13 protein-coding genes are annotated in these 18,638 nt (G+C 67.3%); 11 read left to right on the forward strand and 2 right to left on the reverse strand.

Annotated elements, in window-relative coordinates; genetic code table 11:
• Positions 1-128 precede the first annotated feature (128 nt).
• The 3 genes from AC5P8D_RS17750 to pncB all read left to right on the forward strand — a co-directional run bounded on the left by AC5P8D_RS17750 (position 129) and on the right by pncB (position 3,105).
• Positions 129-983 (forward strand): glycosyltransferase family 2 protein, encoded by an 855-nt coding sequence (locus AC5P8D_RS17750; protein WP_197578233.1) that lies wholly within the window; start codon positions 129-131, stop codon positions 981-983.
• Positions 980-1,819 carry a glycosyltransferase family 2 protein gene (locus AC5P8D_RS17755; protein ID WP_010482011.1) on the forward strand — a complete coding sequence of 280 codons (840 nt, stop codon included), beginning with the start codon at positions 980-982 and terminating at the stop codon, positions 1,817-1,819. The genes AC5P8D_RS17750 and AC5P8D_RS17755 overlap by 4 nt, the downstream gene beginning before the upstream one ends.
• A 107-nt stretch (positions 1,820-1,926) precedes the next feature.
• Entirely contained in the window at positions 1,927-3,105 is a 1,179-nt protein-coding gene (gene pncB / locus AC5P8D_RS17760; protein WP_043397848.1) for a nicotinate phosphoribosyltransferase, read from the forward strand.
• 25 nt (positions 3,106-3,130) lie between these two features.
• Here pncB and AC5P8D_RS17765 read toward each other — a convergent pair whose 3' ends face one another.
• Positions 3,131-3,496 carry a hypothetical protein gene (locus AC5P8D_RS17765; protein WP_010482007.1) on the reverse strand — a complete coding sequence of 122 codons (366 nt, stop codon included), beginning with the start codon at positions 3,494-3,496 and terminating at the stop codon, positions 3,131-3,133.
• Between the two features lie 459 nt (positions 3,497-3,955).
• On the opposite strand from AC5P8D_RS17765, the gene AC5P8D_RS17770 reads away from it, so the two are divergent.
• The 8 genes from AC5P8D_RS17770 (at position 3,956) to AC5P8D_RS17805 (ending at position 17,614) form a co-directional block, all read left to right on the forward strand.
• Positions 3,956-4,495: a fimbrial protein gene (locus AC5P8D_RS17770; protein WP_010482005.1), complete on the forward strand. Its 540-nt coding sequence runs from the start codon at positions 3,956-3,958 to the stop codon at positions 4,493-4,495.
• An 85-nt stretch (positions 4,496-4,580) separates the two neighbouring features.
• Complete coding sequence (locus tag AC5P8D_RS17775; protein WP_049411192.1) at positions 4,581-5,309, forward strand: fimbrial biogenesis chaperone; 729 nt, start codon at positions 4,581-4,583, stop codon at positions 5,307-5,309.
• A gap of 92 nt (positions 5,310-5,401) precedes the next feature.
• Complete coding sequence (locus AC5P8D_RS17780) at positions 5,402-7,966, forward strand: fimbria/pilus outer membrane usher protein (protein ID WP_049453383.1); 2,565 nt, start codon at positions 5,402-5,404, stop codon at positions 7,964-7,966.
• On the forward strand, positions 7,957-8,991 hold the full coding sequence (locus AC5P8D_RS17785) for a fimbrial protein (RefSeq protein WP_043397861.1): 1,035 nt from the start codon (positions 7,957-7,959) through the stop codon (positions 8,989-8,991). Before AC5P8D_RS17780 ends, AC5P8D_RS17785 begins: the two co-directional genes overlap by 10 nt.
• 267 nt (positions 8,992-9,258) lie before the next feature.
• Positions 9,259-10,443: a non-hydrolyzing UDP-N-acetylglucosamine 2-epimerase gene (gene wecB / locus AC5P8D_RS17790; protein ID WP_043397864.1), complete on the forward strand. Its 1,185-nt coding sequence runs from the start codon at positions 9,259-9,261 to the stop codon at positions 10,441-10,443.
• On the forward strand, positions 10,440-12,641 hold the full coding sequence (locus AC5P8D_RS17795) for a hypothetical protein (protein WP_329841024.1): 2,202 nt from the start codon (positions 10,440-10,442) through the stop codon (positions 12,639-12,641). Before wecB ends, AC5P8D_RS17795 begins: the two co-directional genes overlap by 4 nt.
• A gap of 6 nt (positions 12,642-12,647) precedes the next feature.
• On the forward strand, positions 12,648-14,795 hold the full coding sequence (locus tag AC5P8D_RS17800; RefSeq protein WP_495203542.1) for a glycosyl transferase family protein: 2,148 nt from the start codon (positions 12,648-12,650) through the stop codon (positions 14,793-14,795).
• Positions 14,792-17,614, forward strand: a complete 2,823-nt coding sequence (locus tag AC5P8D_RS17805) for an NfrA family protein (RefSeq protein WP_495203543.1) — start codon at positions 14,792-14,794, stop codon at positions 17,612-17,614. Before AC5P8D_RS17800 ends, AC5P8D_RS17805 begins: the two co-directional genes overlap by 4 nt.
• Here AC5P8D_RS17805 and AC5P8D_RS17810 read toward each other — a convergent pair.
• Positions 17,608-18,612, reverse strand: coding sequence for a DUF4434 domain-containing protein (locus AC5P8D_RS17810; protein WP_329841026.1), 1,005 nt, complete (start codon positions 18,610-18,612; stop codon positions 17,608-17,610). The genes AC5P8D_RS17805 and AC5P8D_RS17810 overlap by 7 nt on opposite strands.
• Positions 18,613-18,638 lie beyond the last annotated feature (26 nt).

Here is an 18,638-nt window from a genome sequence, read left to right on the forward strand (position 1 = left end):
CCAACCCCCAGGAACCCAGCTTTTGCTTCGGCTGTTGCTGTTGCCCTGGCCTGAGGCGGGTGCCGGGTGCAACCCGGCCGATACCCTCCCAGTGCTAGTCTGTGGCTACCGACAACCACGGAGGCGGGATGGGGGCGATCGTGTTGTTGCCGCTGTGCGTGGACGATGCCGCGCTCGACCGCTGCCTGGCCGCACTGGATGCGGGCACCGCGCCGGGGACCGCGGTCTGGCTGGCCGACGACGCGCAGACCGGGCCGCGTGCGCAGGCGGTGGTGGAACACTGGTTGGCGCACACGCCACTGCAGGCCGAGTACACCCGGCGTGCACGGCCACTGGGTGAAGTCGCCCACCTGGACGAGATGCTGCGCGCCTGCGATGGCATGGACGTGGCGGTGCTGGCACCGGACAGCGTGCCCGCACCGGGCTGGCTGCAGCAGCTGCAGGACGCCTTCGCCCGCGATGCCGCCATCGCGACCGCAACCCCATGGTGCAATGCCGGCGAAACCGCTGCGTGGCCCCGGCTGGGCGAGATCAATCCGGAACCCGACGATGCCGCGCTGCTGGCGCAGACCTGTGCCGGCCTGCCAGCGCTGCACCCGGAGCTGCCGTCGGCGGTCACCCACGCGGTGCTGGTGCGGGGCAACGCGCGTCGGCGTGCCGGGGGCCTGGACGTGGACAGCTATGCCGGCTGGAACGCGGCGCTGGTGGACCTGAGCCTGCGCATGGCCGGCCTGGGATGGCGCAACGTGTTGTGCGAGACCGCCTTCATCAGCCGGGCAGGGGAGGCGGTCAGCCGCGATGGCGATCTCGAGGCCCTGGCCGCGCGCTGGCCGGGCTGGGTGCCTCGGCTGGCTGACTTCCTGATGCACGATCCACTGCACGGGCTGCGCGCCGATCTGCAGCAGCGCATGCGGCAGGCGATAATGCCGAAGGAACAGGGGGACCTGTTCGTCCCGTCTTCCGCGCCGGAGCCTCCTGCTTGAATGTTGCCATTGCCGCCATCGTCGTCACCTACCAGAGCGGCAGCACCATCGATGCCTGCCTCTCGCGCCTGCGCCAGGCGCAGGACGTGGCCGAGATCCGGGTGATCGACAATGGCTCGATGGATGGCACGCTGGATATCGTGCAGCGCCATGCCAGCCACGACCCGCGCGTGCGTTTCGTCGGCAATCCGGACAATCCCGGCTTTGCCGCCGCCAACAACCAGGGCGTGGCCGATTCGCACAGCCCATGGCTGGCCTTCATCAACCCGGACCTGATGGTTGAACCGGAAACACTGGCCGCACTGCGCGCCCGTGCCGAAGCGCTGGGCGACTGCCTGCTCGGCGTCGAACAGGTCGACGAGCAGGGCCATGCCGACGAGGCCGTGCGCCGCCGCGATCCGGACTTCCTGATGATGCTGCGCTCGCCAGGCAAGGGCTCGAAGCTGGCGGTGCCGCGTGACCCGCAGCAGGTGCTGCAGCGGGTGCCGGCGTTGTCTGGCGCGCTGCTGATGATGCCGCGTGCATTGTTCGACTGCATCGGAGGCTGGGACGCGGGCTATCGTCTGCACGCCGAAGACCTGGACCTGTGCCGGCGCGCGCGCGAAGCCGGGGCGGTGGTGGCGATCGCCAATGACCTGCAGGTCACCCACGTTCGTGGCGTCTCCAGCCGCTCGCGGCCGTTCTTCGTTGAATGGCACAAGCACAAGGGCCTGTGGCGCTATTTCCAGAAGTTCGAGGCCAGGCAGCGTTCGCTGCCGGTACGGGTGGCGGTGTGGGGCGCGATCTGGGCGCACGCCCTGATGCTGGTGCCGCGCCTGCTGCGCAGGTCTTTGTAGAGCCGAGCCCACGCTCGGCTCAGGCAACAATCCGGCCGGGCGTGGGCCCGGCTCTACGGAAGGCGGGCGCGCCCACGGTTCACTCCGCCGGGCGCATAATCCACCCCATGCCTATCATCCAGTCCCTGCTCGACACCGATCTGTACAAGTTCACCATGATGCAGGCGGTGCTCCACCAGCACCCCGGTGCCCAGGTGCAGTACCGGTTCAAGTGCCGCACGCCCGGCGTCGACCTGGCCCACTACATCGACCAGATCGACGAAGAGATCGACCACCTGTGCAGCCTGCGCTTCAGCGACGCGGAGCTGGACTACATGCGTGGCCTGCGCTTCGTGAAGCCGGATTTCGCCGATTTCCTCGGCCTGTTCCACCTCGACCGCAAGTACATCCAGCTACGCGCGTCGAAGACCGTGCCCGGTGAGATCGAACTGGACATCACCGGCCCGTGGCTGCACACCATCCTGTTCGAAGTGCCGCTGCTGGCGATCATCAACGAAGTCTGGTTCCGCAACACCACCACCGCCGACTTCGCCGAGGGTGAGCGCCGCCTGCAGGCCAAGGCCGCGCTGCTGCGCGATACCCCTGGTTTCGAGCAGTGCCGCATTGCCGACTACGGCAGCCGCCGCCGCTACTCGCGTGACTGGCACGCCCGTCTGCTGCCGCTGCTGCGCGACGCGCTCGGCCCGCAGCTGGTCGGCACCAGCAACGTGCACTTCGCCCGCCTGTACGGCATGACCCCGCACGGCACCATGGCCCATGAGTATCTGCAGGCCTTCCAGGCGCTGGGCCCGCGCCTGCGCGATTCGCAGGTGGCGGCACTGGAATCGTGGGCACGCGAGTATCGCGGCGATCTGGGCATCGCGCTGTCCGACGTGGTCGGCCTGGATGCGTTCCTGCGCGACTTCGATATGTACTTCTGCAAGCTGTTCGACGGTGTCCGCCACGATTCGGGCGATCCGTTCGACTGGGGCGACCGCATGCTGGCGCACTTCCAGCAGCGCCGGGTGGATGCACGCAGCAAGGTGCTGGTGTTCAGCGATGGGCTCGACATCGCCAAGGTGATGCGCCTGTACGACTACTTCCGTGGTCGCTGCCAGGTCGCCTTCGGCGTCGGCACCCACCTGACCAATGATCTGGGGCCAACGCCGCTCAACATCGTCATCAAGATGGTCCGCTGCAACGGCCAGCCGGTGGCCAAGCTCAGCGATTCGCCGGGCAAGAGCATGTGCGACGACCCGGGCTACCTGGCCTATCTGCGCCAGGTCTTCGAGCTGCCGCCGGCGTAAACGCGTCGGCTTGCAGCACGCCGGCTTACAGGTAGTCGACCACCACCAGGTAGGCGCCCTGCAGCGGCTGCTGCTTCGAAGCCTGCACGCTGTAACGCTCGGAGAAGGCGATATCGCCGGCGCGCATCGCGCTGGCCGACACCGACAGCTTCTGGCCCTGGCGCTTGCCGTCGCGCAGCGTGGCGGCCTGGCCATCGGCAAGGGCCGTCACGGCAACCGTCGAGCCCTTGGCCGACGGCGGGCAGGCGGCCAGGCTCAGCTCACCCTGGGACAGGGCCGTCGTGCAGCCCGGCTCGGCGATGCGGCCGCTGAAACGGATGCTGCCGCTGCTGGCCTGGGCCAGTGCGCTGACGGACATCAGGGCCACGCACAGCAGAATGGAGTTCCTCATGACACGTTCTCTGGTTCGGTGTGTCCTAGTTAGCGACAGGTTCGATCCGTCTTTAATAGGACAAATCCGAATCTGCTAGGGCCATCACCAAGAAAGAGTGATGCGCATCAAATAAGGCGATTTCCACTTGAAAAAAGCCTGTTTCCGCGCATGCCGAACGCGTTACCAGGAGCGTCATGCAGGGTCGTTTGTGACCTGATCCGGCCACCGTCACCTTCCCCGCGCTCCCTGAATCTCAATTTCGCCTATCACGTCACATTTAAAGCGTCAATGAATTGGCGTTCAGAAAAATAATGAGACTTTCATCACAGTTGTGCCTATACTTGCGTCACGGATTCAGGGGAAGGTATGTCCGAGTCCGGCCACAGGTGAGACGCAAGGATGGGTCTTGATAGCCCGGCAGTGCTCCTTGCTTCCTCCTCTACTTCTCATCTCTTCAGTAGGGTTAGGTAAAAGCGAATGCACAAGATCAATATCATCGCCGCTCTGATGCTGGCCGCCGCTCCGCTGGCCGCCAACGCCGCCGACGGCACCATCACCTTCAACGGCAAGGTGACCGACAAGACCTGCACCATCTCGACCCCGGGCGGCAAGGACTTCGCCGTCAACCTGCCGACCGTGTCCAAGAACACCCTGGCCACCGCCGGTGCCGTTGCGGGCCGTACCCCGTTCGCCATCAACCTGAGCAAGTGCAGCGCCGGCAACGTCGCCACCTACTTCGAGCCGGGTTCCACCGTTGACTTCAACAGCGGCCGCCTGGTCAACCAGGCTTCGGCCAACGCTGCCACCAACGTGCAGCTGCAGCTGCTGGGCTCGAACAACACGTTCCTGCCGATCAAGGCGGCTGGCACCGGCCTGGCCCAGGACAACTCGCAGTGGGTGACCGTGGCCGGCGACGGCACCGCCAACCTGAATTACTACGCTGAGTACTACGCCACTGCCGCCGCCACCCCGGGCGACGTCACCAGCAGCGTCAAGTACACGATCATCTACAACTGATCGTAGTCGTACCCGCACTGGCCGGCGTACGCGCCGGCCAGTGCATCGCGGCCCCAGGCCACATACCTCGAGCGTAGTACTTCCGATGAAAGCAATCTTTCCCCGGGCGCTGCTGCTGGCAGCGTTCACGCTGCCCTTCTGCCAGAACGCTCTGGCCGGCGTGGTGGTCAATGGCACGCGAGTGATCTATCCGGCGCAGGCGCGCGAAGTCACCGTGCAGGTCGACAACGTGGGCGATTCGCCGGCGCTGGTGCAGGCCTGGATCGACAGCGGCGACGCCAACCAGACCGCCGATACCAGCGATGCCCCGTTCGTGCTGACGCCGCCGATCGCGCGCGTCGAACCCGGCCGCAGCCAGGCGCTTCGCCTGATCTTCTCCGGCGCGCAGCTGCCGACCGACCGTGAGTCGGTGTTCTGGCTCAACGTGCTGGATGTTCCGCCGTCCCCGGACAACGCCGACAGCGGCGAACAGAATTACCTGCAGGTCGCGTTCCGTTCGCGCCTGAAGCTTTTCTACCGGCCGCAGGGCCTGAAGGGCGTCGCCAACGACGCGCCGGCAGCGCTGCGCTGGACCCGCACCGGCGACCGCCTGCGGGTGGAAAACCCGAGCCCCTTCCACGTCACTCTGGCCGAAGTACATGCCGTGACCGGCAGCAGTGAAAAGGCCGTCGAGGACAAGGGCGCGATGGTCGCGCCGAAGCAGAGCCTGGAGTTCGCCGCACCGGCGGGCACCGACCAGGTCCGCTTCATCACCATCAACGACTACGGCGGCCGGGTGGAACACACCATCCGCCTCGGCAGCACCGGGGGCTGAACGCGCCGCGCTGGCCCCTGGCCTGCGCATCCCGCCACCGCCGCTGTGCGGCGAATTGAAGGAATGTCAGTGTGATCGGAAACAGATTGACATTGTCGATCCATCAGGCGCTTTGCCTGCTGGTTGCTGGCGTGGCCTGCCCAGGATGGGCGCTGGCTGCCCCGGCCAATCTCGGCGAACAGGCGCTGATGGCGCAGAGTGGTGCGGCCAATGCGCGCGCACCGGAGTCGGCCCAGTTCAATTCCAGCTTCCTGTCTGGCCAGGCCAAGCAGGTCGACCTGGCGGCCTTCAGCAACGGCAACCCGATGGTGGCCGGCAACTATCGTGTCGACGTCTACGTCAACGGTGCCTGGCAGGGCCGTCGCGATCTGCAGTTCAAGGCCGATGCGCAGGGCCGTGTCGACGCCTGCCTGCCGCTGCCGATGCTGGAAGAAATGGGCGTGGACAGCGAAGCCGTGCTGCTGCAGCAGGATCCGTCCGTGCCGACCGACAAGACCAGCTGCGTGCCGGTCCAGCAGCGCATGGCCAATGCCTATGGTGTCTATGACAGCGGCAACCTGCGCTACGACCTCAGCATCCCGCAGGTGTTCCTGCGCCGTGAGGCACGCGGCTACGTCAACCCGGCGCTGTGGGACCGCGGCATCAATGCCGGCTTCGTCGGCTACAGCTTCAATGCCATCGACAGCGACAGCCGTGTCGAAGGTGGCCAGCGCAACCGCAGTGCCTACCTCGGCCTCAACGCCGGCATGAACCTGGGTGGCTGGCAGTTCCGCCACGACTCCAACCTGACCTGGACCGAGGGTGACGGCCGCCATTGGCAGAGCATCGCCACCTATGCGCAGCGCGGCATCCCGCAGGTGCGCGGCATGCTCACCATCGGTGAGGCCTACACCACCGGTGAACTGTTCGACTCGATCGGTTACCGCGGTGCCAGCCTGGCCAGCGACGACCGCATGCTGCCCGATTCGCTGCGCGGCTACGCGCCGGTCGTGCGCGGCATCGCCGAGACCAATGCACGCATCGAAGTGCGCCAGAACGAGCAGCTGATCTACTCCTCCACCGTGTCGCCGGGCAGCTTCGTCATCGACGACCTGTACCCGACGGGCTACGGCGGCGATCTGGAAGTGAGCGTGATCGAGGCCGATGGCCGCCGCCGCGAATTCAAGGTGCCGTTCGGTTCGGTGCCGCAGATGCTGCGCGAAGGCGTGTCGCGTTACTCGCTGACCGCCGGCCAGGTGCGCAACAAGCTGCTGGCCGATGAGCCGTGGCTGGTGCAGGGCACCTACCAGCGCGGTATCGGCAACCAGCTGACCCTGTACGGCGGCAGTGCACTGAGCGACGGCTACCTGTCGCTGCTGTACGGCGTCGGCCTGTCCACGCCGGTTGGCGCGTTCGCCGCCGACGTCACCCACGCACGTACGACGTTCGACCACTACGGCAACCACACCGGTGCCAGCGTGCGCTTGAGCTACAGCAACATGATCGGCGAGACCGGGACCAACCTGACCCTGGCCGCCTACCGCTATTCGACCGAAGGCTTCTACAGCCTGCAGGATGCGCTGTATGGCCGTGATTCGGACAAGCGCGGCATCGATCCGACCACCCGTGGTCGCCAGCGCAGCCAGTTCCAGGTGACCCTGAACCAGCCGTTGGGCCGTCGGGGGGGCGCGTTGTACGTGACCGGCTCGGTGCGCGACTTCTACGACCGTTCCGGCACCTCCAAGCAGTACCAGGTCGGCTACAACAACGCCTGGCGTTCGGTGAACTACGGCTTCTCGGCGCTGCGCACCGAAGAGGGCGTACTCGGCCGCTCGGATACCCAGTACCTGCTGTCGATGAGCGTGCCGCTGGGCCGTGGTACCCACCCTGTGTCGTTCAGTGCTGATCTTGGCGTGCGCGACCGCGGGGGCTACGACAACAGCCGCGTTGGCATCACCGGTTCGGCCGGTGTCGACAACAACTTCAGCTATGGCGCGGCCCTGTCCGATTCCCGCGAGGGCAGCACCACCGCGATCGGCAACGTCGAATACCGCAGCCGCTATTCCGCATTGAACGCCAGCTACAGCCACTCGCGTGACTTCCGTCAGGCTTCGGTGGGTGCCAATGGCAGCGTGGTCGTGCATCCGGGTGGTTTCACCTTCACCCCGCAGCGTGGCGACACCATGGTGCTGGTGGAAGCACCGGGCGCGCGCGATGCGATCGTCAGCAACGCCCCGGGCCTGCGCGTCGATGGCCGCGGCTATGCCGTGGTGCCGTACGTGTCGCCGTACCGCCTCAACACCGTCACCCTCGACCCGCAGGGCATGGCCCACGACGTCGAGCTGGAAAGCACCAGCCAGTCGATCGCGCCGTTCGCCGGTGCCATCAGCTACCTGCGCTTTGATACCCGCAAGGGCAACGCGCTGCTGATCCAGGTGCGCAACCCGGATGGTCGCACCATGCCGTTCGGTGCGCAGGTCAAGGACGAGCAGGGCCAGCCGGTGGGCATGGTCAGCCAGGGCGGCCGCCTGTACGTGCGCAGTGAAAAGAACCAGGGCCGCCTGCTGGTGGAATGGGGCGCAGGCGCCGACCAGCGCTGCACCGTCGATTACCAGGTTCCGGCGGGCGCCGATGCGTCCAAGACCGGCTTCATCCCGCTGGAGGCAGCATGCCGATGATTTCTTCCCGAGGCCGCAAGGCGCTGGCTGCCGTGGCCGTGCTCGGTGGTGTGTTGCTGGCGCAGCAGGCCAGTGCGTCGTGCCGCATCCAGTCCAGCTGGTTCACCGCGCAGGACGTGACCATGGACATGGGCCAGATCGTGATCCTGCCCAGCACGCCGGTCGGTGGCGTGATCAAGGAAATCAGCGAATCGATCACCCAGCAGAACAGCGTCGCGCGCTGCGACTGGTCCGGTGGCCGTTCCATCGGCGAGTACGTCAACGCAGCGCAGCGTCGGCCGGTCGCCGGGTTCTCCAATGTGTATGAAACCGACGTTGCGGGCGTGGGCATCCGCCTGTTCCGCGATTCCGGCGCCATCCAGACCTACTATCCGCACTCCATCAACTTTGCCGGCAACGCCACCATCTCGCTGATCGGCGGCACCTTCCGCATCCAGCTGATCAAGACCGCCGCGCAGACCGGCTCGGGCGTGATCGCGCCGAACGGTCGCTTCACCACCTATTACTTCGACGGTGATGGCGCCAGTCGTCCGGTGCTGACCTCGACCTTCAAGGGCTCGGGCACCACCGTGGTCAGCCCGACCTGCGAAGTGCAGGCCGGCAGCCGGAACATCGCCGTCGACTTCGGCAGTGTGCCCAACACCAGCTTCACCGGTGTCGGTTCCAAGGCGGTCAATCGTGACTTCGAGATCCGCCTGAACTGCCAGGGCAGCAATGTTGCGGCCTACCAGAGCAAGATCGGCATCCGCCTGGATGCCGACCAGGACAGCTCGAACATGCCGGGCGTGCTGAAGCTGAGCGCCGCCAGCAACAGCGCCACCCGCATCGGCATCCAGATGGTCCAGCGTGACGGCACCACCGAGCGCGAAGTCCGCTTCGGCCAGACCATCAACGTCGGCACCACCGCGCCGGGCACCAGCGTCATGGCGCTGCCGCTGCGCGCGCGCTATGTGCAGACCCAGGCCGGCACGGTCGGCGCCGGTGTCGCGAACGGCCAGGCCACGTTCACCATCCAGTACGAGTAAGGCGGTCCCAGGCTGCGGCCACTGCTGCGTTTCACTGCAACGTCGCCCGTTCCGCGGGCGGCGTTGACTGCGTCTTGATCTTCCAACGATGAAGATCAATGCCACGACGCGCGTACCATCATTCGAATGTGATGTACGTCGCGATTTTGGAGTTTCCTCATGAGGTGACCGTCTCCTGCCTGCGGGTGTTGGACGGGAACGCCGAAAGGATCCAGACGTGGCTACAGCTCCTGGCATTTCCTCGCGCCGTCCGTCCGGAGCGCTGCGGTGAAGGTCCTGTCGGTGTTCGGCACGCGACCGGAAGCGATCAAGATGGGGCCGCTGGTGCGTGCCCTGGGCGAGGCTGCGGATATCGAATCGGTGGTCTGCATCACCGGCCAGCACCGGGCAATGCTGGACCAGGTGATGTCGCTGTTCGAGATCACCGCCGACCATGACCTCGATGTCATGGTCCCCAACCAGACCCTCAATGGCTTGTGCGCGAAGCTGTTCGAGCGGCTTGACGCGCTGTACACGCAGGTCCGTCCGGACAGGGTGCTGGTGCACGGCGATACCACCACGGCGATGACCGCCGCGCTGGCCGCGTTCCACCACCGCATTCCGATCGGCCATGTCGAGGCCGGACTGCGCACCGGTGACATCAACCGGCCGTGGCCGGAGGAAATGAACCGGCGGGTGATCGATGTGGTCGGCCACCAGCTGTACGCGCCCACGCCCAGCTCGCGCGCCAACCTGGCCGGTGAACACCTGGGCGGGCAGATCCTGGTCACCGGCAACACCGTCATCGATGCCCTGCAGCAGACCGTGGAGCGCCTGGATGCCGCCCCGGCGCTGCGTGCGCGGGCTGACGAACCCTTCCATATGCTTGATCCCGATCGTCGCCTGCTGCTGGTCACTGGCCACCGCCGTGAGAGCTTCGGCCAGGGCTTCGAGGACATCTGCCGCGCGCTGGCCGAGCTGGCCCGGCGGCCGGACCTGCAGGTGCTGTACCCGGTGCATCTCAACCCGAACGTGCAGGGCCCGGTCAACGCCCACCTCGGCCATCTCGACAACGTGCACCTGGTGCCGCCGCAGGATTACCTGCGCTTCGTGCGCCTGATGCAGCGCGCCGACGTCATCCTCACCGACTCTGGGGGCGTGCAGGAAGAAGCGCCGGCGCTGGCCAAGCCCGTGCTGGTCATGCGCGACGTCACCGAACGCCCGGAGGCGGTCGAGGCCGGTGTGGTGACGCTGGTCGGCACCACGCCTTCGCGCATTGTCGAGGCGGTCAATGCGGCACTGGCACAACCACCGCACCCGACCCACTTCGATCCCGATGCCAGCCCTTACGGCGATGGCCGTGCCAGCGCGCGCATCGTCGCCGCGCTGCGTGGCACGCCCCTTCCCGAATTCTCGCCTGGCCTCCGCAGCGGCGGTGCCGCCCACTCCCATCCACGCGAAGTGACGCCATGACCCAGACCGGCCGCTCTCCCCTGCTTGCATCCGCCGCCGCGTTCGTCCTGTCGGGCGTGGTTGGCAGTGCCCATGCCGCCGACAGCGTCGCCGGCCAGTTCGCCGAATGGAGCGGCGACAGCACGGTCAACCGGCAGATGACCCTGCGCGAACTCGGTTTCCGCCAACCGCTGGTGCTCAGCGGGCAGGAGAGCCAGCGCGAGGTCTACCTGCCGGTGCCGGCTGGCGTTGCCACCCGCGATGCACAGCTGCAGCTCGATGGGCGCTATGTACGCGGGCACGCTGGGCGTACCTCGGGCTTGTGGTCGGTGGATGGCGATCCAATCGCCGCGCGCTCGATCACCGATGCCCAGGGCGATGCCAGCCAGCTGCTGGCCATCGATGGCGAACCCCGCCAGAACGGCTTCGTGCGGGTCGGCGTCGGCTGGTGGTCGATCGTGTCCGACTACCAATGTGCCGACCAGAGCGCGCCGGCCAACGTGCTGCGGCTGTCGCCGGACTCGCGTTTCAGCTACCGCTTCGACGGCCGCGCCGTGGATACCGTGGCCAAGGCGTGGGGCGCGCTGCCCCCGCAGGTGCGCCTGCTGGTGGATGGCAAGGCACTGCAGGCGCCCGCCTACGATGCGGCCTGGCGCATCGGTACCGCGTTGCAGGCCGGTGGCAAGCAGGTGCAGGTGGTGGCGCTGCCCAAGGTTGGTGACCGTGTCGACCTGACCGGCATCAGCATCCCGGCCAGCCTGCAGGGCGTGCCGGCCTATGCCGCGCTGGCCGCGGGCGAGCGGGCATACGCGATCAAGGATCTGGCCGAAGTCGGTGCGCTGCTGTCGCTGCGGGACAGCGGGCCGTTGGCCGCCGATGTGATGATCGGCAGTGATGCGCTGCGGGCCGGCGTGCGCGCGGCGCTGGATGCGCTGGCCGCACAGGTTGCCACCACTGGCGCCGACGCGGGCACGGCGTTCGCCGCGTGGCGCGGTACCGACATGGGTGGCCTGGAAAAGCCCGCGACCAGCGCCTCGGTCAGCGTGGTGGCCGTTGCCGGCCGTCCGACGCTGGTGGTCGACCCGGCGGCGGCGGGCAAGGTCGCCGGGTTGTTCGCCGAACAGTGGCGCAGCTATGCGCTGGGCCGCAGCCTGCAGGTCAGCGCAGCGGGCACGCCGAAGCTGGACGGTGACCAGGTGCTGCTGAGCCGGCTCGGCAACATCGCCGGCACGATGGATGTCGTCACCCGCGCGGACCGCAGTGCCACCTTCGACCTCGGCGCGCTGTCGGCCGATGGGCGCCTGCCCGAAGAGGTGGTGATCGACGTCTCGGCGGCCCCCAACGCGGCCGGGCAGGGCGCGGTGGCCACGATCCATTTCAACGATTACCTGCTGGGGGGCAAGGTGTTGTCGGCCAACGGCCAGCCGCAGCGGCTGGTGGCCAAGGTGCCGGCCTATGCGCTGTCGGCGCGCAACGAGATCCGCGTCAGCTTCCTGCGCCAGCCGGCACGCCCCTATTGCCACGATCCGGCCACCGCCTATCCGGTCTCGATCCTGCCCAGCAGCCACCTGACCCTGGCCAAGCGTGCGCTGAGCAGTGATTTCGTCGGTGCCAGCAGCCAGTTGTCACGCGGCAACCAGGTGTTCGTGCCCGCCACGTGGCTGCAGGATGCGCCGGCATCGCTGCGCAAGGTGATCGCGGTGGCCAGTGCAGTGGGCGCCTCGCCGGAGGCGTCGGTGCTGAAGGTGGTCGATGCCGGTGCGGCGGTCAGCCCGGGTACGCCGTGGCTGGCCTTCGGTGTGGCGCCGTCGGGTGTTGATGTGGCCGGCCTGAAGGACGGCCACCTGCTGATCGGCGGGAAGCCGCAGCCGCTGCTGGATGTCGGCGGCCTGGATCGCGCCGCAGTGGTGCAGGTCGGCACCTCCGGCGGCCAGCTCGGGGTGCTGTACAGCGACCTGGGCGCGCAGGCACCGTCGTTCGGCGCACCGTTCCGGCTGCTGCGCGGTGATCTTGCGGTGCTCGACGGCACTGATGCCGTGCGCGAGTTCGATCGCCAGGATCCTTACGGAAGCCGCGTTGCCCAGGATGGCAATCCGCAATCGAAGTGGGAACGGCACATGGTCTGGTTGCTGCTGCTGGTCGGCGTGATCGTGTTCGCGCTGCTGGCCGCCCGCGTCACCCAGGTGCGCCGCCGCAAGTCCGCCAACACAGGGCACTGATTCACCGTGGACGGTCTGTTCTGGAACATCCAGCTGGCCAACTATTACGCCGCCCTGGAAACCACGGCGGCGGCGGTGGCCGTGCTGATCCTGATCTCCAGCCTCGATGACCTGTTCATCGATGTCTGGTACTGGGTGCGCGAGAGCTGGCGCGCGCTCACCATCAAGCGTCGCGAAGCGTACCGGCCGCTGACCCAGGAAGACCTGATGCAGCGGCCGCAACAGCCGCTGGCGATCATGGTGCCGGCGTGGATGGAATACGACGTCATCGCGCAGATGGTGGAGAACATGATCAACGTGCTCGACTACCGCGAGTACGTCGTGTTCGTCGGCACCTATCCCAACGACCAGCAGACCATCGATGAAGTGGAGCGCATGCGCCGCCGCTACAGGCGCCTGCGCCGCGTGGAGGTGCCGCACGACGGGCCGACCAGCAAGGCCGACTGCCTGAACTGGTTGATCCTGGCCATCTTCGATTACGAGAAGCGCCACGACATTGAATTCGCCGGCGTGATCCTGCACGACAGCGAGGACGTGCTGCACCCGATGGAACTGCGCTTCTACAACTACCTGCTGCCACGCAAGGACATGATCCAGTTGCCGGTCACCTCGCTGGACCGCGAGTGGTACGAACTGGTGGCCGGCGTCTACATGGACGAGTTCGCCGAGTGGCACGCCAAGGATCTGGTGGTACGCGAGAGCGTGTCCGGCATGGTGCCCTCCGCGGGCGTCGGTACCTGCTTCTCGCGGCGCGCGCTGCTGGCGCTGAGCGCGCAGACCGACAACCAGCCCTTCAATACCGACAGCCTCACCGAGGATTACGACGTCGGTGCGCGGCTGGCGGCGATGGGCATGCAGTCGATCTTCGCCCGCTTCCCGGTGCAGTTCCGCGTGCGCCGTCCGTCATGGTTCGGCTGGGGGCCGGTGCGCGAGCGTACCCAGCAGATGGCGCTGTGCGTGCGCGAGTACTTCCCCGACAACTTCCGTGCCTCGTACCGGCAGAAGGCGCGGTGGGTGCTGGGCATCGGCCTGCAGAGCTGGGAGTCGCTGGGCTGGCGTGGATCACTGGCCACCAAGTACCTGCTGGCGCGCGACCGCAAGGGCATCATCACCTCGTTCGTCAGCATCATCGCCTACATCATCTTCCTGCAGCTGCTGCTGTTCTGGCTGTTGAAGATGACCGGGCTGTGGACGATGCAGTTTCCCAGCGTGTTCCAGGCCGGTACCTGGCAGATGAATGTCGCGCTGCTGACCACCGCAGCGCTGGCGACCCGGGTCGTGCAGCGCTTCTATTTCGTCAACCGGTTGTACGGCTGGGAGCATGCGTTGATGTCGATCCCGCGCATGGTGGTCGGCAACATGATCAATTTCATGGCCACCGCCCGAGCCTGGAAGGTGTTCCTGGCCTACCTGCTGTTCGGCAAGCGCATGGTCTGGGACAAGACCATGCACGACTTCCCCGATGCGGCGCAGCTGGTGCAGACCCGCAAGCAGCTGGGCGAGCTGTTGACCACCTGGCAGGCGGTGGAACCCGAACGCCTGCAGCAGGCGCTGGACCAGCAGCAGGCAGGCCGCCAGCAACCGCTGGGCCGCATCCTGCTCACCCAGGGCTGGCTGGATGACGAGACCCTGGCCGAGGCCATCGCCTTCCAGGGCGACCTGCCACGCGCGGTGATCGACGTGGATTACCTGCGTGCCTGCCAGTTCCCGGTCAGTGCCGATGCCTGCGTGCAATGGCGCATGCTGCCGCTGCCGCCGCGCCAGGAAGGCACCCTGCGGCTGGCCGTGGCCAGTCCGCTGCCCGAGGACGCCGTGGCATTGCTGAAGCAGGAAACGCGCAGCGAGCACATCGAACAGAGCATTGCCCGCGAAAGCGAGATCAACGCGGGCCTGCGCCTGATCGGTGGCGAACGGCAGTGGCACCTGGACAACGTGCCCCTGCTGGGCGACCTGCTGGTGGAAATGCGCCTGATCGATCACGTACGCTTCGAGATCGCACTGGACGACTACATGCCGCAGCGCGACGGTCGCATCGGCGACTACCTGGTCAAGCAGGGCATCACCACCGAGGAGGCCGTGGCCCAGGCCATGCAGGAGCAGCGCCGGCGTGCGGCCACGCTGCAGTCGCCGCCGCCCGGAGCCTTGCCGGCATGAAGACCACGCTGCTGTCCACCGTCATTGCCGTGGCACTGGCCACGGCCGCCGCGCCGGTGATGGCGCAGGCCGAGGTGCCACTGCCGCTGTCCGGTGCGGCCTACCGCATCGCCGAGCAGGCGTTTGCTGCCTATGAACGTGGCGATTACCCCACGGCCTACCGGCAGTCCAGCGAAGCGATCCGGCTGCGCCCGGACGTGGTGCGGCTGCGCCTGCTGCAGATCTATGCGCTGCAGAAGCTTGGTCGTGGCGCAGAAGCGCAGCAGCAGGCGCGCCGTGCGCTGGACGCGGGGATGAAGGATCCGGCCTTGCCGGCGCTGGCGGCCGCTGCGCCCAGGACGACCACAGGTGCAGCGCGTAGCACAGCCGTACCGCGCGCACCCGCAACGGTGGCCGACCGCAACAACCGGCAGGCCTACATGCTGGCAACCGAAGCCTATGCGGCCTACGACGCCGGGCAGATGGGCATCGCCGCCAGCAAGGCCGAACAGGCGTTCCGGCAGCAGCCGAAACAGGGCGCATGGGCCCTGCTGTGGGTGGCGGCGCTGGAGGCACAGCAACAGCCCGAACAGGCCGACGCCGCCATCGGCACCGCGCTGCAGCTGGGCGCACCGAATGTCGAAGCGCTGCGCGCGCGGCGCGTGACACTGGGCCGCCAACGCGCGCTGCTGCAAGCCCAGCTGGCCTATCAATCGCTGTCCGCAGGCGAGGATGCCGCCGCCATTGAGCAGGCGCACGCCGCCGTGGAACTGGCACCCGACGTTGCTTCATACCGGTTGCTGCTGATCACCGCGCAGCTGCAGGGCGATCAGCTGGCCGACGCTGAGCACAGTGCTGATCAGGCATTGCAGGTGGACGCCAACGATCTCAATGCCCGGGTGATGCGTGGCTACCTGCGCCAGCGCCAGGGCAGTACGCTGCGGGCCAATGAGGATTTCGATGCCGCGCTTGCCACGCCGGGATCAACCGCGCAGCAGCGCAACGTGCGACTGCTGGCAGTGGATGCGGCGCTGGCCGCAGGTGATCGGGTACGCGCAGCTGCACTGCTGGCACCGTTGCAGGCGGCGCTACCGGCAGGTGAAGGCGATGCACGGACACGGCAGCTGCTGCAGCAGGGCATCGCGCAGCGCAGCCGGGCGACCCGTGCCAGTCGCGAGCCTCCCCGCATCAGCGCCGAGGCCTACCCGGCACCGGTCCAGCACTGCCCGTCCGGGGACAGCGGCAACGTCTGCGAACTGGTGCCGGCCGACCTGCAGGGGGATGGCGGTGCCGCACAGCGTGCCTACGCTGCCTACGCGCGCCAGGATTACGCCGATGCCATCGGTGAAGCGCGGCAGGCCGTGCAACTCGCACCGGACGACGCGAACCTGCAAGGCCTGCTGACCACCACGCTGGCGGCGGGCAACCGTGACCAGCAGGACGAAGCGCGGCAGCGCCTGGATACGGCACTGGCGCAGCGTCCTGATGACGCGGGCGCACTGATGCAGCGCGGCTACCTCAACCAGAAGGCCCACGAACCGGCGCGCGCACTGGCCGACTTCCGTGCCGCCGAGGCCACCGGAAAGGCACCGAAAAGCGTAGTGCTCGACCAGGCCTACGCCAGCGCAGCCAACGGTGACCATCCGCAGGCGGTGACGCTGCTGCGTAGCGCCATTGATCGCGCCGATGCCGGCGAGCTGCCACTGGATGCGCACCAGCGCTACAACGTACGCAATGCCATCGCCAATTACTCGCGCGAGTGGGGCGTGATCACCTCGGCGGGTTTCCGCGGTGCGCGCCAGGCGGCGACCAATGTGGGCGGCGCTGCGATCAGCACGCCCGGCGATTCGGTGTTCAGCACGCTGGAAGCGTTCTGGCGGCCCCCGGCCTTCAACGACCAGCATGGCACGCTGGAACTCTACGCACGCCTGCTCAACACGCTGTACGACGAGGGCGGGACCTACGAATCGATCCGCGCGGTGGACCCGTGCACCGGCGAATCAACGCCGGATGCGCGTGCACGCGCCGAGCGCCTCAGTCACTCGCGTTCCACTACCGGCTGGCCATCCACCATCGCGTCCTTCGGCATGCGCTACGCGTTTGGCCAGACCGGTCTGAGTGCTGGCATCGAGCGCCGACAGTTCCTCGGCAGTGCAACCCGCCAGGGCGAGGTCTACCCCGAATCGGCCGCAGTGCAGTGCCGCCTGCAGCTGGCCCTGAACCGGCCACTGGAAGCCAGCACGCTGGCGCGCTACCGGCTGGCCAGTGGTTCCGGCGGCTGGATGTCCTACCTGACCTATGGCTACTACCACGGCACCGATCTGCGCACCGATGTGAACCAGTGGTGGATGGTCAGTGGCTACGCGCAGGGGGGATACACCTGGGACGACAATGGTGCCACCTTCACCCTCGACGCGCTTGATGCCAACGGCACGCCGGTGCGGCGCCTGGGTGAGGCCAATGGGCGCCTGCATCGCCAACAGTGGTTCGCTGCCGGTGAACTGCGCGCCGGGCGCAGTTTCCGCTTCGGTGCAGGGCAGACGCATTGGGTGGTCACACCCTATGTCGTGGTGGGTGCCGATTGGCTGGACCAGCGCTCGCGCGTGCGCGACATCCGTTATCCGCCGTTCCCGGCGCAGTCGTTCGCGCTCAACGATACGCAGCGCAGCTGGTCACTTGGCGCAGGGCCGGGCGTGGGCGTGCGTTACGGGTTCCGCGAGGACCACTACAACACGCCGCGTTCCTACCTGGACCTGACCGTGCAGTACCGCTTCGCGATCGGTGGCGGTGATACACAGCGCGCCAAGGGCCTGTTCGCTACCGCCATCCTCTACTATTGACGCAGGCCCCAGCGTCGCCGCAGCGCTGCGGCCTGCGGCGTGTCCTGGGTCAGCCATGGCTCCAGTGCATAGACCAGCACGTGCTGTGCGCCGCTGTCGCGTGCCCATGCCAACTGCCGCTGGATACGTGCGGCATCGGCGGTTTCGCCCTTGAATCCGCTGCCATCAGCGGCGCTGCCAGGCAGTTCGCGGAACAGTTCGATGATCGCATCGAAGCCGATGCCGTGTGCATGGAAATGATCGAGCAACGGTTGGAGCTGCTGCACGTTGCCGGCACCGGCCACCCCCACGCCATCCTGCACCATCGGCCGCAGCGTGGCCTGTGCCAGCACCGCCTGCCACAGCGTGACCAGGTTGCCATCGGTCTGCAGGCGGCTGAAGTAACAGGAGATCGCACAGTCACCGCCGCGCGCGCTGGCGGCTTGCACCAACCCGTGCAGCCACTGCGCCAGCCATTGCTGGCGGGCCGGATCGGCCCAGTGGTACTGCTCCAGTTCGTAGGGCAGGTACCAGCCTCCGAAGGCTGGCTGCTGTGCCCAGGGTGCCTGTGCCAACCAGCTGCGTGCGTGCGCCAGGCTCTCGGCCAGGAAGGCCTGCAGCGTGGCGTCGTCTGCGCCGATAGCCTGCCACCAGCGTTGCTGGAAGGGCAGGCCGACGCGGATGCGGATGTCGTTCTCGCTGGCAGCGGTGAACAGCTGCTGCAGGCTGCCGTCGGGCAGTGACCAGTCGCCGTCGCTGCCACCGACGATGCCGGTCCATTGCAGCACCAGCTGACGGCAGCCCAGCGTATGCGCAAGCTTCAAGGATCGCTGCCAGTCGGCCAGGCCCCATTGCAGGTGGCTGCGCCACGGTTGCAGGAAGGTGCCATCCACCTGCACCGGCAGTGAGCAGCCGGGCAGGGTGGCGAGCGTAGCGGCCAACGGTGCCAGCACTGCCGCGCGCAGCAAGCGACGGCGCAACGGCGAAGACGGATCCGCGGGAAGGTCGGGCCGAGCCATGCCCGCATCATCCCAGAGCGCCGTGC

It is taken from the genome of Stenotrophomonas sp. YJH_SMC_101-4, from assembly GCF_059370395.1.